The 14,175-nt window shown below is 70.4% G+C and carries 10 protein-coding genes and 1 pseudogene; 4 read left to right on the forward strand and 7 right to left on the reverse strand.

Features of this window, described 5'->3' with window-relative positions; translation table 11 throughout:
- Positions 1 to 3 precede the first annotated feature (3 nt).
- Positions 4 to 522 carry an isochorismatase family protein gene (locus tag AC0HS0_RS14635; RefSeq protein ID WP_472964773.1) on the reverse strand — a complete coding sequence of 173 codons (519 nt, stop codon included), beginning with the start codon at positions 520 to 522 and terminating at the stop codon, positions 4 to 6.
- Positions 523 to 580: 58 nt separating this feature from the next.
- Between AC0HS0_RS14635 and AC0HS0_RS14640 the strand changes: the two genes are divergently transcribed.
- A complete protein-coding gene (locus AC0HS0_RS14640; RefSeq protein ID WP_472964774.1) occupies positions 581 to 1,720 on the forward strand; it encodes an ROK family transcriptional regulator in 1,140 nt (379 codons plus the stop codon).
- Here AC0HS0_RS14640 and AC0HS0_RS14645 read toward each other — a convergent pair.
- The 4 genes from AC0HS0_RS14645 to AC0HS0_RS14660 form a co-directional block, all read right to left on the reverse strand.
- Positions 1,704 to 2,201 carry a hypothetical protein gene (locus AC0HS0_RS14645; RefSeq protein ID WP_472964775.1) on the reverse strand — a complete coding sequence of 166 codons (498 nt, stop codon included), beginning with the start codon at positions 2,199 to 2,201 and terminating at the stop codon, positions 1,704 to 1,706. The two genes, AC0HS0_RS14640 and AC0HS0_RS14645, sit on opposite strands and share 17 nt — an antisense overlap.
- Positions 2,201 to 3,397 carry an ROK family transcriptional regulator gene (locus AC0HS0_RS14650; protein ID WP_472964776.1) on the reverse strand — a complete coding sequence of 399 codons (1,197 nt, stop codon included), beginning with the start codon at positions 3,395 to 3,397 and terminating at the stop codon, positions 2,201 to 2,203. The genes AC0HS0_RS14645 and AC0HS0_RS14650 overlap by 1 nt, the downstream gene beginning before the upstream one ends.
- Before the next feature lie 180 nt (positions 3,398 to 3,577).
- On the reverse strand, positions 3,578 to 6,538 hold the full coding sequence (locus tag AC0HS0_RS14655) for a UPF0182 family membrane protein (protein WP_472964777.1): 2,961 nt from the start codon (positions 6,536 to 6,538) through the stop codon (positions 3,578 to 3,580).
- 131 nt (positions 6,539 to 6,669) lie between these two features.
- Entirely contained in the window at positions 6,670 to 7,806 is a 1,137-nt protein-coding gene (locus AC0HS0_RS14660) for a YlbL family protein (RefSeq protein ID WP_472964778.1), read from the reverse strand.
- A gap of 156 nt (positions 7,807 to 7,962) precedes the next feature.
- On the opposite strand from AC0HS0_RS14660, the gene AC0HS0_RS14665 reads away from it, so the two are divergent.
- Together AC0HS0_RS14665 and AC0HS0_RS14670 are read left to right on the forward strand one after the other, a co-directional pair.
- On the forward strand, positions 7,963 to 9,306 hold the full coding sequence (locus AC0HS0_RS14665) for a zinc-dependent metalloprotease (RefSeq protein ID WP_472964779.1): 1,344 nt from the start codon (positions 7,963 to 7,965) through the stop codon (positions 9,304 to 9,306).
- 217 nt (positions 9,307 to 9,523) lie between these two features.
- Positions 9,524 to 10,213 (forward strand): annotated as a pseudogene (locus AC0HS0_RS14670) (TOMM precursor leader peptide-binding protein); the annotation flags it as partial.
- A gap of 7 nt (positions 10,214 to 10,220) precedes the next feature.
- Here AC0HS0_RS14670 and AC0HS0_RS14675 read toward each other — a convergent pair.
- Both AC0HS0_RS14675 and nudC read right to left on the reverse strand, forming a co-directional pair.
- Entirely contained in the window at positions 10,221 to 11,984 is a 1,764-nt protein-coding gene (locus AC0HS0_RS14675) for an ATP-dependent helicase (protein WP_472964780.1), read from the reverse strand.
- Positions 11,981 to 13,003, reverse strand: a complete 1,023-nt coding sequence (gene nudC / locus AC0HS0_RS14680; protein ID WP_472964781.1) for an NAD(+) diphosphatase — start codon at positions 13,001 to 13,003, stop codon at positions 11,981 to 11,983. The genes AC0HS0_RS14675 and nudC overlap by 4 nt, the downstream gene beginning before the upstream one ends.
- A gap of 80 nt (positions 13,004 to 13,083) precedes the next feature.
- Between nudC and AC0HS0_RS14685 the strand changes: the two genes are divergently transcribed.
- Positions 13,084 to 14,133 (forward strand): phosphotransferase, encoded by a 1,050-nt coding sequence (locus AC0HS0_RS14685; protein ID WP_472964782.1) that lies wholly within the window; start codon positions 13,084 to 13,086, stop codon positions 14,131 to 14,133.
- The last annotated feature ends 42 nt before the right edge of the window (positions 14,134 to 14,175 follow it).

The following is a 14,175-nucleotide window of genomic DNA, read 5'->3' on the forward strand; positions in this document are numbered from 1 at the left end:
GCGTCAGTCGAAGGTCACCTCGTCGAGTTCCGGCACCTCCACGCCGGCGGCGACGAGCTCGAGCGTGACGCGCTCGACGATGTCGGCCGCCGGCTCGCCGTCGTCGTAGGTCGTGTGGGCGCCGGCGGGCACGACCACGTCGAAACCGCGCTCGAGCGCTCCGACCGCGGTGGCCTGCACGCAGTACTCGCTCTGCAGCCCGGCGACGACGACCGTGTCGACGCCCATCGCCCGCAGCACGTCGGCGAGGGCGGGGTTGGACTCGAACGCATTCGGCGCGTCCTTGCGCACGATGGGCTCGCCCGGCAGCGGCGTGAAGACGAGCTCCCAGCCGGGAGTGCCCGGCTCGTCCGGGTCGCCGACGGTTCCGTCGTTCTTGACGTGGATGATCGCCGCGTCGGCGTCCCGGGCGGCATCGAGCAGCCCCGAGAGCAGGTCGCGGAACTCCGCGGCCCCCGAGACCGCGCCCGGACCTTCCAGCATGTTCCGCTGCACATCGACGAGGATGAGGCCATATCCCATGCGGTCCATCATGCGCCGCATTCGCTAGGGTCGTAAACCGGGGGTCTCGAGGAGGACTGTGGCAGACGAACACGGCAAGGCGACGCAGTCCGCCGTGCGCGAGCGCAACCTCACCACAGCGCTCCAGCTGGTGCTCTCCGGCGATGGCCTCGCCACGCGCGCGGCCATCGCGCGCCGGACCGGCCTGACCTCCGCCACCGTGTCCTCCCTGCTCGCCGGGCTCATCGCCGACGGCCTCGTCATCGAGGGCCGGCTGGCCGAGAGCACCGGCGGCAAGCGAGCGACGACACTGCGCGTCGACGCGGAGCACAACGTCCTCCTGTCGGTGATCGTGCAGCCGGGACTGGTCCGTGGAGCGGTCGTGGATCTTCTCGGCGACGTCGTCACGACAGTGGCGCATCGCACGACGGCCACCGCGACACTCGATGACGTCCGCACCGTCGTCCGCAGGCTGGCCGGGGTCACGACCGCCCGGGTCGCGGCCGTCGGCATCCAGGTGCCCGGCATCGCCGACGGCGACCTGATCCGCGAGAGCGTCCAGCTCGGCTGGATCGACGTCGACCTGGGACGGGAGCTCGCCGGCATCGTGTCCGCGCCGGTGCGGCTCGTCAACGATGCCGACGCCGAGGCGATCGCCGACTACTCGCTGTCCGACGAGTTCGGAGCCAACCAGCTGTTCGTCTCGCTCAGCACCGGCGTGGGCGCCGCGGTGATCGTTGACGGCGTCGTGCTGACCGGCGCCTCGCACCGCGCCGGTGAGATCGGGCACGTGCCCGTGCTGTTCGGCGACGACGCACCCGTGTGCGCGTGCGGCAACCGCGGCTGCCTCGAGGAGGTCGTCTCGGTCACCAGCCTCCTCGGCCTGCCGCACGGCGCCGACCTGGAGGCCGTCGATGTCACCGCGCTCGCGGCGCTCCCCGAGTCGCGTGAGCGTGTCGCCACCGGGGCGAGGGCGCTCGCGCGCGCCCTGCTCATGGTCGGCGCGGCCCTCGACGTTCCGAACATCGTGCTCGGCGGCGCCGCGCCGAAGCTCGGGGCCGACTTCATCGGGCATGTGCGGGCGGAGGCCGCTCGGCACCCGGTCAGGGCGGCGATGCCGCTCAGCTTCCGCTACGCCAAGACCGCTTTGGAGCAGCCGTTCCGCGGCGCCGCGCAGTACGCCCTCCAGTCCACGCTCGGCGTCAGCTGGGCGCGCTGAGCAGCGCGAGCAGTTCCGACCCGCGCTGCCGGTCGTGGCCGAACGTCTCGAGGTCGGCGTAGCCGTCGCGGGCAACATGGACGGTGACCGGCGACGGCGCGACCTCCACCACCAGCACCTGCGCGCACGCCGCCCGCACCGCGTCGACGACGGCACGCTGCCAGGGCGCGATCACGATGTCCGCGCCGATGACGACGACCGGGGTCCCCGTCGCGAGCACCAGATCGGGGGCGTCAGACGGGGCCACGTCGATCACGGGGTTGCGCGACCAGTGGGCGGCCACCGCCGACCCGGTCTCGCTCCAGGCCTCCGCGAGCGTATACCAGCGCGGCACACCCAGGCGTTCATTGCTCGCGCTCGCGAGCCGGACCACCGTGCACCGACCGCGGAAGTCGCTCAGGCGGGCGAGCACCCCGGGCCCGAAGCGGAACGGCTTCGCCACGATCTGCTCGCGGACGACGGGTTCGACGACCAGAGTCATCAGGACACCCCGAGCTGGGCGGAGAGCACCATGATGACGCACCCGCGCAGCACGATGTCCCTGCCCTGGCTGGTCATGCGGAGAGTGACGTCCGAGTGGAATCCAGCCATCGTGCGGTTGCGGAGCGTCGCGCCCAAGGCGTCGATCAGTACACCGGCGAGGAGCTCCTCCGGGCCGCTCAGCACGACCTCCGAAAGGTTCAGAGCACCGACGATGGGCGCGAGGGCGACCCCGAGCCGCTGTCCCGCCTCGCGGAGCACCGGTTCAACGGGACGGCCGGCGAGGGCCTCGGCCGCGACCTTCGACTCGAGACGCGGGACCGCGAGCCACGCCTCCAGGCACTTCTCGCGATCGTAGGGCCCCTCTGAGCCGTCGTCGGTTCCGACCATCACCTGGCCGATCTCCCCCGCGGCGAATCGGCTGCCGAAGACCAGAGCGCCGGCGACGAGCAATCCGGAACCGACGCCGTGGCCGACCTTGACGAGCATCATGTCGCCGTGCGCGTCGGCGAAGCCGTGCTCCGCCAGCACGGCGACATTGGCGTCGTTCGCGACGAATACGGGAAGGCCGGTGCGCTCGGCGAGCCTGCGTTGCAGCGGCTCGTCCGTCCAGCCCAGGTTCGGAGCAGCGACGACTGTGCCCGACGCATCCACGATGCCGGGAGACCCGATGCCGATGCCGAGGATCGGCGCCGTCGCGGCCTCCACGAGCTCGTCGACCAGTGCGAGCACTTTCGCAGTGGCGTCCTCGCCGCGGCTTCCGGCGAGGGTCAGCTCGGTGGACCGCAGAACCTGGCCGTCCATGTCGAGGACGGCGCCGCGGAACACGGCGTGCTCACTGAGGTCCACACCGATGATCTGGCTGGCCGACCGATCGACGTCCAGGAGAACGGCGGGCTTGCCCGGTCGGGCATCGTCGCGCTGTCCGAGCTCGATCACGAGACCTTCGGCGATCAGCTCGCCGACGAGGTCGGAGATGGTGACCCGCGTGAGCCCGGTCTCCCTGGCCAGGTCGGCCCTACTCGCCTGCCCGTCGCGGTAGAGCGACTGCAGCACGAGCGACCGGTTGTGGTTGCGGGCGTGCTCGGGGAGCACCTTCGTGCGCGGGCGTAGGGCGCGGCCAGGGACCAGGGGGCCATCCGTCCGGGCGGGACGGGGGTCCGTGGAACCGGAGCGATGCGCTTCGTCGACGAGCATGTTTGTTAGTAAAGTAGACAATCAAAGTTCGCGCAAGAGCTTTCGCGCTGAATATGCCCTCGATTGGAGAAACCGCAGACTCCCACGCCCTGACTTTGTACGATGCCTGAACATACGCAGAGCGGCCCGCACCCGATCGGTGCAGGCCGCTCAGCCGGATTCGGCGGTGGCTCCCGACAGCTACTTCGAGCCGGAGCTCGTGCCGGTCCCCTCCGCTGCGATCGCGTTCTGGAGCGCCTGCTGCAGGCGGGCGTCCGCGGCGCCGTACGCCGCCCAGTCACCGGCCTTCAGCGCGGCCTCGCGATCCGACAACGCCTGCTTGGCCTGCTGGAGGGCCTGCTGCAGCGCCGGGTTGTTCTGGCCGGAGGTCGACCCCGAACCGGAGCCGGTGCCGCTGCCTGTTCCGGTGCCGTTGCCCGTTCCGGTTCCACCTGTTCCGCCGGTTCCGCCTCCCCCGGTCGTCGGGACGTTGTTGTCACCGGCACTCGCTCCGGAATCGCCGCCGAACAGCGAATCCAGCGCCTGATCGAGCGTGTCTTCGAAGGCGATCTTGTCACCGAACGCGACCAGCACCTTCTGCAGAATCGGATAGCTCGTCTCACCGGTCGACTTCACATAGACGGGCTGCACGTAGAGCAGGCCGCCTCCGACCGGCAGTGTCAGCAGGTTGCCGTTGATGACGTCGGTCTTGCCCTGTCTCAGCAGGTTCAGCTCCTGGGACACGGTCGGGTCGGAGTTGAAGTTGTTCTGCACCTGTCCGGGCCCGGGGATGGTGTCGCTCGACGGCAGAGACAGGAGTCTGAGTTTGCCGTAGCCCGACGCGACCTTGCCCTTCGACGAACCGGCATCCGCGTCCACCGCCAAGTAGCCCTTGAGCACCGACCTGCTCGACTCGCTGGACGCTTGCGGTATGAACGTCGAGTACAGCGAGAACGACGGCTTCTCCTGTCCCGGCATCTGCATCGTCAGGTAGTACGGCGGCTGCAGAGTCGGATCCGACGGCGACGAGGTCGGATCGTTCGGTGTCGTCCACGCGTCGTCGCGGGAATAGAACGACCCGGCGTCGGTGACGTGGTACTGGCCGAGCACCGCGCGCTGCACCTTGAACAGGTCGGACGGGTAGCGCACGTGGCTCAGCAGCTGCGCGCTCATGTCGCTGATCGGCTTGACCGTGGTCGGGAAGATCTTCTGCCAGGTCTGCAGCACCGGGTCCTTGGCGTCCCACGCGTAGAGCTTCACTGAACCGTCGTAGGCGTCGACGGTGGCCTTGACCGAATTGCGGATGTAGTTGATGTTGTCGAAGGCGTAGGCCGGCTTCGGCGTCTCGGTGTCCGCGATCGAGTCGCTCAGGCTCCCGACATGCGAGTACGGGTACTGGTCACTCGTCGTGTAACCGTCGATGACCCACTTGATGCGGCCGTCGATCACCGCCGGGTAGGCCTGCGAGTCGAGGGTCAGGTAAGGCGCCACCTTCTGGACGCGCTTGATCGGGTCGCGGTCGTAGAGGATCTGCGAGTCGCTGTTGACCGCGTCGGACAGGACGATCTGCTCGTCCTGGAACTTCAAGGCGTAGACCAGGCGCTTGAAGATGTTGTCGAGCTTCGGTCCGCCGTTGCCCGAGAACGTGGTGTAGGTCTGTTGCGCGTTGTCGCTGCCCCCGGGGTAGTCGAGCTCGACGGACTTGGTACCCTTCGGCGCACCGACGATCGAGTAGGTCGGCGATTGCTGGCCGAAGTAGACCCGCGGCTCGTAGGTGCCTAGGGTGCCGGTGGTGGGGATGCCCGACTCGAGGAACACGGGCTGGCCGTCGCTGGAGCGCTGGTTGCCGTACGCGGCGACCATGCCGTAGCCGTGGGTGTACACGATGGTGTCGTTGAACCAACTCCTGCTCGTGAGGCCCGACTGGTTGAGCTCGCGCACGGAGACCACCGCGTCCTGCTCGTTGCCGTTGATCCTGTAGCGGTCGACGTTGAGGTTGCGCGGGAACGAGTAGTACTGGCGGAACTGCTGCAGCTGCTGGAAGGAAGGGCTGATCACCGCCGGGTCCATGATGCGGATCTGCGCGGTGGTCTGGGCATCCTGACGCAGCGCCCCGGCCTGAGCGTTCGTCGTCGCGTCGTACGGGATCACCTGGATGTCGCTGAGCGCGTACGCATCTCGCGTGGCATCGATGGAGTCTTGGATGTATGGCGTCTCGAGGGTCTTCTGACTCGGGTCGACCTGGAAGCGCTGGACGATCCAGGGGTAGATCGCACCGACGACCAGGGCCGCCACGATGAGCAGCGCGGTGCCAACCACGGGGAAGCGCCAGCGGCCGGTGAAGGCGGTGAGGACGAAGAGGATGGCGACGAAGATGGCCGCGCCTGCCAGCACCGCCCTGCCCGGGATGGACGCGTTCACGTCGGTGTACGCGGCACCGTTGATCATGTCGTTGACGTTGGAGTCGGTCACCGCCGCGTAGCGGTCGAGCCAGATGCTGACGCCCTGCAGCAGCAGGTAGAGAGCGGCGATGACCGCGATCTGGACGCGCGCGGCCCGGGAGATGCGCACCTCGCGGCCGCTGAAGCGGATGGAGCCGTAGAGGTAGCAGGTGGCGAGCGTCGCCAGCAGCGAGATGAGCACGACCGCCGACGCGAAGGCGACGGCGCTGCGGTAGAACGGCAGCGCGAACACGTAGAAGCCGATGTCGAGGTGGAACAGCGGGTCGGACTTGCCGAACGACGTGCCGTTCAGCCACATGGCGGCCGCCTGCCAGCGGCTCGCCGACGAGACGCCGGCGAAGATGCCGAACACGACAGGGATGCCGTACATCGCGAGCCGGCGCAGCGGCTCGATCACCTGCTGGTAGCGATCGAGCTGCGTGTTCAGCTTGGCGTACACGGGTCGCAGCCGGTAAGCGAGCTGGATGGACAGCCACAGCGGGAGGGCCATCGCGAAGAACCCGATGAAGAACATGGCGGCGCCGGCGAACCACTGGGTGGTGAGCACGTTGAGGAACCCGAGCTGCTGGTACCACAGCACGTCGGCGTAGAGGCCCGCGAAGACGAAGAACAGGATCACCAGCGCCACGATCACGCCCAGCGTGATCCAGATGGCCGCCCGGCGGCGCCCCGGGGGTCGAACTGCAGTGGTTGAACTCACGTGTGGCCCTCTTGCTCTCCGTGGGGTGACTCAGAGAACCATCCTAGGTGGCCGTCGCTTGGAGATTGCTGCGGCCCTGCGGTGAGGACGGCGAACGCCGGGTGAACGGCCCCGGACCGGAAAGCTGCCGGTCAGGACGCCGGGCAGGTCGGGAGGCCGGACGTGCCGGCCCCGCTGCTGACGGCCTTCAGCACGGCGAGCGAGTCGGCGAGCGTCTTCACGGCGAAGACGTGCAGACCCGACGGGATGTGGCCGGTGACCTCGTCGCAGTTCGAGGCGGGCGCGAGGAAGTAGCTCGCGCCCCCGGTGTCTCGCGCCGCGAACATCTTCTGGCGGATGCCGCCGATCGCGCCGATCGTCCCGGCGTTGTCGATGGTTCCGGTGCCGGCGACCTTCTTGCCGCCGTTGAGCTTGTCCGGGGTCAGCTTGTCGATGATCCCGAGGGCGAACATCTGGCCCGCGCTCGGACCTCCGACGTTGTTCAGCTGGATGTTCACGTCGAACGGGAACTTGTAGTCCATCCCCGCGCCGATGCCCAGGACGACCTGGCCCCGCGTCTCCTCCGGCGTGATCGCGACGGTCGAGGCGGCGCCGTCGCGCACGATACCGAGCTGGGCGGCGTTGCCCGTTCCGTTCGCCGACACCGCCCTGCGGAGCTCGGCGATGCTGGTGACTGCCTTGCCGTTCACACTCGCGATCTCGTCCCCGGTCTTCAGGACCTTCGCCGCCGGCGAGTTCGGGATGAGCTGCTTGACCTCGACGTTCTGCGGGAACTGATATCCCAGCTCGTTGAGCGCCGCGGCGATGGCGTCCTGCTGCGAGTCGACCATGAGGGCGGCGTTCGCGGCGTTGGACTGCTCGGTCGTCGTACCGGGAGGGAAGACGGCGTCGATCGGCTGCACCGCGCGGCTCGGGTCGAACCAGGCGCGGATGATGTCGAACCAGCTCGGGCGCTGGTCGGGATTGCCTACGACCGACACGGTCAGGAGGTCGAGCGACCCCGACGTGGGGTACGTGGTCTGGGCGGGGATGGTGATCAGCTGCTTGGCGTCGGCGGACGGCTCCGACCCGACCGCCTGATCTGTGCCCAGTGTGTTGTAAACGGGCCCCGGCTGCTCGATCACGAACGGTGCGGGAACGAGCGCGAGGACGAGCGCGAGCACCACGGCGACGCCGACCGCGACCCAGCCCGCGACGACCCGGCGGGAGGGAGCCACCCGCTCGCGTTCGGCCGGCGGCTCGGAGTGGTCGTCGGTGAACAGCGTCACGTGCAGTCCCTTCGGTCGTGTTCGCCACGGGCGCACAGCACACGGCGCAGCCCGAGCCGATTCTCACCCGGCTCACGACGATCACGGGCTAGCGTAGATCCCAAGCCTGGAAAGCCGTAATCAACGGCGGAAACCATTCGAGACGAGGGGCGCACCATGGCCGACGATCCGAACAAGGAACCGGACGACGAGTTCCGGGACATGCTCCGCGAGTTCCTGTCGGGCGACTCCTCGATCGACCCGAGCCAGCTCGCCGGTGCCGCGGGCCTCCCCAACGATCCGGCCGCCATCCAGCAGCTGCTCGGCCAGCTTCAGAACGCCCTCATGAACCCCGGAGGCGGCATCAACTGGGATCTGGCGTCGCAGCAGGCGCGCACGCTCGCCGGCGAGGGCGCGCACGCGGTCACCCCGGCCGAGCGCTCGGCGCTCGACCAGGCTTTCAATGTCGCGGCTCTCTGGCTCGACCAGGCGACGACCGTCGCCGGGCTGTCGACGCCGCCCGAACTGATCGGGCGCGCCGAATGGGCGCGTCAGACGATGCCGCTGTGGACCCAGCTGGCCGAGCCGGTCGCCCTCAGCATCTCCGACGCGCTCACCCGGGTGCTCACCGAGCAGGCGCCGGAAGAGATGCAGGGCATGATCCAGAACGCCGGCCAGGTCATGCGATCGGTCGGCGGCGCCCTGTTCGCCATGCAACTGGGCCAGGTCGTCGGGCAGCTGTCGAAGGAGGTCGTCTCGGGAGGCGACATCGGCATCCCGCTGCTCGCCGACGGCGCGGCGGCCCTCATCCCCCAGAACGTGGCCGAGTTCGGCGACGGGCTCGACATCCCACTCGACCAGGTGCAGCTGTACCTGGCCGTCCGGGAGCTCGCCCACGCGCGCCTGTTCCGGCACGCCAAGTGGCTGCGCCTGCAGCTCATCACGCAGATCACGGCGTTCGCCCGCGGCATCACGATCGACACCGACCGCCTGGAGTCGCTGGCGGAGAGCTTCGACCCGGCCAACCCGGAGGAGTTGCGCGAGGCGATGGTGTCCGGCGCGCTCATCCCGCCCAAGACGGAGGAGCAGCAGGAGGCCCTCGGGCGCTTGGAGACCGTGCTCGCGCTCGTCGAGGGTTGGGTAGACGTCGTCACCGCCGGCGCCACCCGGCTGCTCCCCAAGGCCGACGCGATCGCCGAGACCGTACGGCGGCGGCGTGCTGCGGGAGGCCCGGCCGAGTCGGCGTTCGCCACCCTCGTCGGACTCGAGCTGCGTCCGCGCCGGCTCCGCGACGCCGCCGCGATGTGGCAGGCCGTCACCGACGCCGTCGGCCAGGAGGCCCGCGATCACCTGTGGTCGCACCCCGACCTCCTCCCCCAGGCGGCGGATCTCGACGACCCGTCCGCGTTGGTGGCCCGGCTCACCGCCGCGGCCTCCGGGCAGGAGCCGGAGCGCGACGAGTTCGACCAGGCGCTCGAGGACCTGCTCCGGGGCGACGGGGAGCGACCGACCGAGGACTGAGCAGGGGCCGTCTCCTCGGTCGCCTGTGGACGAGGCGCCTTCATCGCCCTCGTCTGTGGATAACTCGGAACGGGTGCCCTGCTCCCGGCAGGATGGCCGGATGGTCTACCAGCTCGATCCCGCAGTCCCCCGCGTGTGGCGCTCGCCGCACGCCCTCCAGTTCGGCGTGGAGCGTCCGCGCCTCGTGCTGGATCCGCTCGACGCCGCCGGCGAACGGATGGTCTCCGCCCTGGCCGGAGGCGTCGCGCTCGGCGCCCTCCGGCTCATCGCGCGCAGCGCGGGCGCCGATCCCGGCAGAGCCGACGCCCTCCTCGAACAGCTGGCGCCGGTTCTGACGCAGGCCGCGGGCGATCGTGATGCCGCCGCTCGCGAGGCGATCGTCGTGCTCGACGGCGCCGGCCCGACGGCGGCGCGCATCCTCACCCTACTGCGGGAGGCTGGAATCGACGCCCGCAGCGGCCTCGCAGCAGACGACCCCGCGGTCGACAGCGCTGCGGCAGCGATCGTGGTCGCGTCGTTCGCGGTCGCGCCGCACCGCCATCAGCGGTGGCTGCGTCGCGACATCCCGCACCTCGCCGTCGTCTTCGGCGACGCGGGCGCCACCGTCGGCCCGCTGGTACGGCCCGGCGAGACGGCGTGCCTACGCTGCCTCGACCTGCACCGGCGCGATACCGACCCGGCGTGGCCGGCCCTCGCGGCGCAGCTGCACACGCGTCCGGCGCCCGGCGAGTCGGAGCTCGTGTGCGGGGCTGTGGCCTCCGTCGCGGCGTCCGCCGTGCTCTCCGCGCTCGTCGCCCGTCCGCGGACGCCTCAGAGTCTCTCGTCGAGCACCACGGCGACGGCCTCCCGCTATGACGCCGCCACCGCCCGGTGGACGGAGTTCGGCTACGACCCGCATCCCGAGTGCGGGTGCCTCACTCCCCTGACGCTGCCGCTCGCGTCGACGCACGCGGAGCCGCCAGCTCGGCGAGGAACCGCGACGGCTGACGCGACATCGGCCGGCCCGGCTGGTTGCCGCGCTGCGCCCAGCTCAGCCGAAGCCGATGACGCGCGCGCGTGATCCCCACGTAGAGCAACCGGCGCTCCTCGTCGACCTGCTCGAACGTCGTCGCGTAGCTGATCGGCACGAGGCCCTCCGAGAGACCCACGAGGTGAACCGAATCCCACTCCAGCCCCTTGGCCGCGTGCAGTGTCGCGAGCGTGACGGCCGACAGCGTCGGCTCATGCTGGCCGGCCTGCCGCGCAAGCAGCTCGTCGGTGAACCGCCGGAAGGTCGCGCCCTCGGGCATCTCGTCGACGAGGCCCATGATCGCGTTGAGCGACTCCCAGCGCTCGCGCACGGCGCCCCGTCCCTCAGGGGGCCGCACAGACCAACCGAGCGTGCGCAGCACGTCGCTCACCGACTTGAACAGCGGCTCGGCGGTCGCGGCCACGCTCGCGGCGCGCAGTGTCATGACCGCCTGGCGCACCTCCGGGAGGTCGAAGAAGCGCTTCGAGCCGCGCAGCTGATAGCTGATGCCGAGGTCGCCGAGCGCCTGCTCGAGGGCCGCGGCCTGCACATTGACGCGGTAGAGCACCGCGATGCTCTCCGGTTTGGCGCCGGCCGCAAGCTCTTGCGCGATCCGCTCGGCGACGGCGCGCGCCTCCGCGCGGTCGTCCTCGAAGGCCTGGGGAGGCGGCACCTCGTCACCCGGGCGCGTCTCGTGGACCGCGTGCAGGGTCAGTGCCCCCGACCGCCCCCGCATCAGGCGGTTCGCAGTGTCGATGACCGGCGGAGCCGAACGGTAGTTCTGTTCCAGCCGAACGACGGTCGAGCCGGGGTGCTCGCGTTCGAAATCGAGCAGATACTCGCTGCGCGCACCCGCGAAGGAGTAGATCGTCTGGCTCGCGTCGCCCACCACGCAGAGATCGCGGCGGGTGCCGAGCCAGAGCCCGAGCAGCTGATGCTGCAATGGCGAGACGTCCTGGTACTCGTCGACGACGAAGTAGCGGTACTGCTCGCGCACCTGCATCGCCACCGACGGCTCGGTCTCGATCATGCCGGCGCACACGAGCAGTACGTCCTCGAAGTCGATCTGCTTGCGTTCGTCCTTGAGCTCCTCGTAGGTGCGGTGGACGTCGACGAGCTTCTCCACAGTGAGCGCGCCCGGCAGCGGGCGGGAGGCCAGTGCGGCTGCGTACTCGTCCAGGCCGAGGCCGGAGACTTTACGCCACTCGATCTCGGCCGCGACGTCACGCAGGGTCGCGGTGTCCACCCGCAGTCCCAGCTTCTCGGCGGCGTGGCCGAGCACGCGGCCCTTGCCGTCGAGCACACTCGGGAGCTGGCCGCCGACGACGTGCGGCCAGAAGTAGTTGAGCTGCGCCAGCGCGGCCGAGTGGAACGTCCGGGCAGAGACGCCTCCCGCCCCGAGCTGCCGCAGGCGTCCGCGCAACTCCGCCGCCGCACGGTTGGTGAAGGTCAGCGCCATCACCCGGTTCGGCGTGAAGGCGCCGGAGGCGACGCCGTAGGCGATCCGGTGCGTGATCGCCCGCGTCTTGCCCGTGCCGGCGCCGGCGAGCACGCACACCGGGCCGAAGAGCGCCTCGGCGGCCACCCGCTGCTGCGCGTCGAGACCGGCCAGCAGCGCCTCGGGACCGGAACCGCCCGGCTCCGCGGTCGCGGAGCGGTCAGCGCTCACGGAGCGACCGGCGGCTCGTCGAGCGAACCGCCGTACCAGTCTTCGATGAGGGCGCGCGCGATCGACGACCGCCCGGGCAGGATGACCTGCTCGCGCGCCTCCCACAATTCGCCACGACTGAACCAGCGCAGGTCGAGGATCTCCTCGCCGTCGGGCGTCAACGCGGCCGCGGGCTGGTCATCGGCCAGTCGGGCGGACATCCCGACCATGACGGAGGCCGGGAACGGCCACGGTTGCGACCCCTTGTAACGGGCATCGACGACCCGCACACCTGCCTCCTCGAAGATCTCGCGCTCGACGGCGGACTCGAACGACTCTCCCGGCTCCACGAAACCCGCGAGCAGCGAGTAGCGGGAGTGCTCCCACATCGCGTTCGAACCGAGCAGCAGCCGGTCGTCGGCGTCGAGGACCGTGACGATGACTGCAGGATCGGTGCGCGGGAACACTTCGGAGCCGTCTTCGAAGCAGCGCCGCACCCATCCCGCCTGCTCGACGACCGTGGGAGTGCCGCAGCGCGGGCAGTGGGTGTGCGAGGCGTGCCAGTTCGCGATCGCGAGCGCCTCGGTGAAGAGACCGGCGTCGCGGTCGCTGAGGGCCGTGGCCACGGTGCGGAGGTTGCCCCAGCGCGCTTCGTCCGGCTCCAGTTCAGCCGCGGCGGCGTCGGTGAGCACTTCGAGCACGATGGCGGACCCGGCGGCCTCCCCCGGCGCGTCGACCAGCGTGCGACCGAGGTAGACGCGAAGGAGGGCAGCGGTCACCCGCTCGACCGGCAGGAGGTCGAGGGCGGCGGGGCCGGCGTCCGGGGCGCTCCAGCCGTCGGCCGAGGGAGTCGCGGCGGGAACGCTTTCGGGCGTCAGCAGGGCGCGGCCCTTCCACAGCGCGAGGATGCGCGTCGTCGGCTCCTGCCACAGCTCGTCGAACAGCGCGGGCCGGGAACGGGCGGCGTGATCGCGGTCGACCGCGTGGCGCGAGAGCGGGAGTGCGGCGAGCGGCAGCGCGGACGTCGGAGCGGGCGACATCGAGATCCCTTCGGGGACGGAGCGGAGGTGCAAGGCGTGGCGGAACTGCCCACGCGCGGAAGTCCATTTAGCCTAGGTCCATGGCCAGATCCCCTCTCACTCTAGCCGCGCTGGCCAGCTCGGCCGTGCCCGACCTCACCGTCACCGGAACCCGGCGCCACTCCGCAGACGGAGCGGGCGAGTTCGACTCCGCCGTGCTCACCGCCGCCGACGGAAGCGCCCGCATCGTGCGTGTCCCGCTCACGCAGGCTGCCGAGACGGAGCAGAGCTCCGACCTGGTCGCTCTGCGCGCGCTCACGACCGGCATCCGCAGCCGGCTGCCGTTCGACGTTCCCACCTACCTCGGCCAGACGCCGGTCGGCGGCACCCGCGCGATCGTCTACGACTTCCTCCCCGGCGAGCACATCGCGGTGGAGGACGTCCCACCCGGAGACGGACTGGCCGGGTCGATCGGCCACGCCATCGCGGCCATCCACACGCTCCCCACCAGCTTCGTGGGCGAGGCCGGCCTCCCTGTGCTCTCGGCCGCCGAGTGCCTGTCCTCGACCGCGGCGCTCATCGAGTCGGCCGCTTCGACCGGCAAGCTGCCGGCCGCTCTGCGCGAGCGCTGGCGCGACGCCGTCGCGGACCACTCGATCTGGCAGTTCCAGCCCACGGTCATCAACGGCGCTCTGTCGGCGGACTCGTTCCTCGTCGACGGCGAGACGGTCGGCGCCGTCCTCGGCTGGTCCGCGCTACGGGTCGGCGACCCGGCCCGTGACCTGCACTGGCTGCTGGCGATGAACCCCGAGGCCACCGACGGCGCGCTCATCGCGTACGCCTCCACTCGTCAGGTCGCCACCGACCGCCAGTTCACGCAACGCGCGATGCTGTATGCCGAGCTGGAGGTCGCCCGCTGGCTGCTGCACGGTCGCGAACTCCGCGATCAGAGCATCGTCGACGACGCGGTGCAGATGCTCGACGGGCTGGTGGACCGCGTCCACAGCAACGCGGTCACGCCGCTGTCGACCGCGACCGGCCCGATCATGGCGATCGACGACGTGGAGGCCATGCTCGACCGGACCCCCGGCGACCGCGCCTCCGTCCGTCCGGGAGGCATGCGCCCGGTCGACGACTCCCAGGCCGGCTGACTCCATCCCCTTCTCGCAGTCGAGGGGCGGCCGCGAGCGCGG

It is taken from the genome of Leifsonia sp. PARNA 1/14, from assembly GCF_055720965.1.